We start from the raw sequence: 969 nt of genomic DNA, 5'->3' as shown, positions 1-969 counted from the left end.
CTGGCGCCGTTCACCGAGGAGATCACCTATCTGGAGGAGGGCGACTGGGCGGTCCTGTCCCGCGCCGGCGCCGAAATCCGCGACATCGGCGGAGCGGTGGTGGAGCGCCCGCGCCAGCGCATCGTCGCCCAGGCCTACCGGGTCGAGAAGGGCAACCATCGCCACTTCATGGCGAAAGAGATCCACGAGCAGCCGGAGGTGGTGGGCCGGACCCTCGCCCACTACGTCGATCTCGCCAATGGCCGCGTCGCCCTGCCGGGGGACCTGCCGTTCGATTTCGCCACGCTCTCGCGGCTCTCCATCACCGCCTGCGGCACGGCCTACTATGCCGGCCTCGTCGCCAAGTACTGGTTCGAGACCCTGGCGCGCCTGCCCGTCGAGATCGACGTCGCCTCCGAGGCCCGCTACCGCGAGCCGCCGCTGGACCGCGACGGCCTCACCCTCGTCATCTCGCAATCGGGCGAGACCGCCGACACCCTGGCGTCGCTCCGCTACGCCAAGTCCCAGGGCCAGCACACCCTGGCGGTGGTCAACGTGCCGACCTCGACCATCGCCCGCGAGGCCTCCGCCGTGGTCCCGACCCTGGCCGGCCCCGAGATCGGCGTGGCGTCCACCAAAGCGTTCTCGTGCCAGCTCACGGTGCTCCTGTGCCTCGCCATCGCGGCGGGCCGGGCGCGCGGCACCCTGAGCGCCGAGCGCGAGCGCAGCTTGGTCGACGCCCTCATCACCGTGCCGGGCCTGATGGCCGAGGCGACGAAGCGCGAGGGCGAGATCGAGGTCCTGGCCCGCGAGGTGTCGAAGGCCCGCGACGTGCTCTACCTCGGGCGCGGCACCAGCTACCCGATGGCGCTGGAAGGCGCCCTGAAGCTGAAGGAAATCAGCTACATCCACGCCGAAGGGTATGCGGCGGGTGAACTCAAGCACGGCCCCATCGCCCTCATCGACGAGAGCGTCCCCGTCATCGTCATC

1 protein-coding gene is annotated in these 969 nt (G+C 70.6%); it reads left to right on the top strand.

All coding sequences use genetic code 11. The features are described from left to right. On the top strand, positions 1–969 hold a 969-nt coding region (locus tag MKK49_RS01225), incomplete at both ends, for an isomerizing glutamine--fructose-6-phosphate transaminase (protein ID WP_244026233.1).

Origin of the sequence: Methylobacterium sp. J-090 (assembly GCF_022829345.1) — a bacterium.
GTDB lineage: Bacteria > Pseudomonadota > Alphaproteobacteria > Rhizobiales > Beijerinckiaceae > Methylobacterium.
This window is presented reverse-complemented; position numbering and strand designations above follow the sequence as displayed.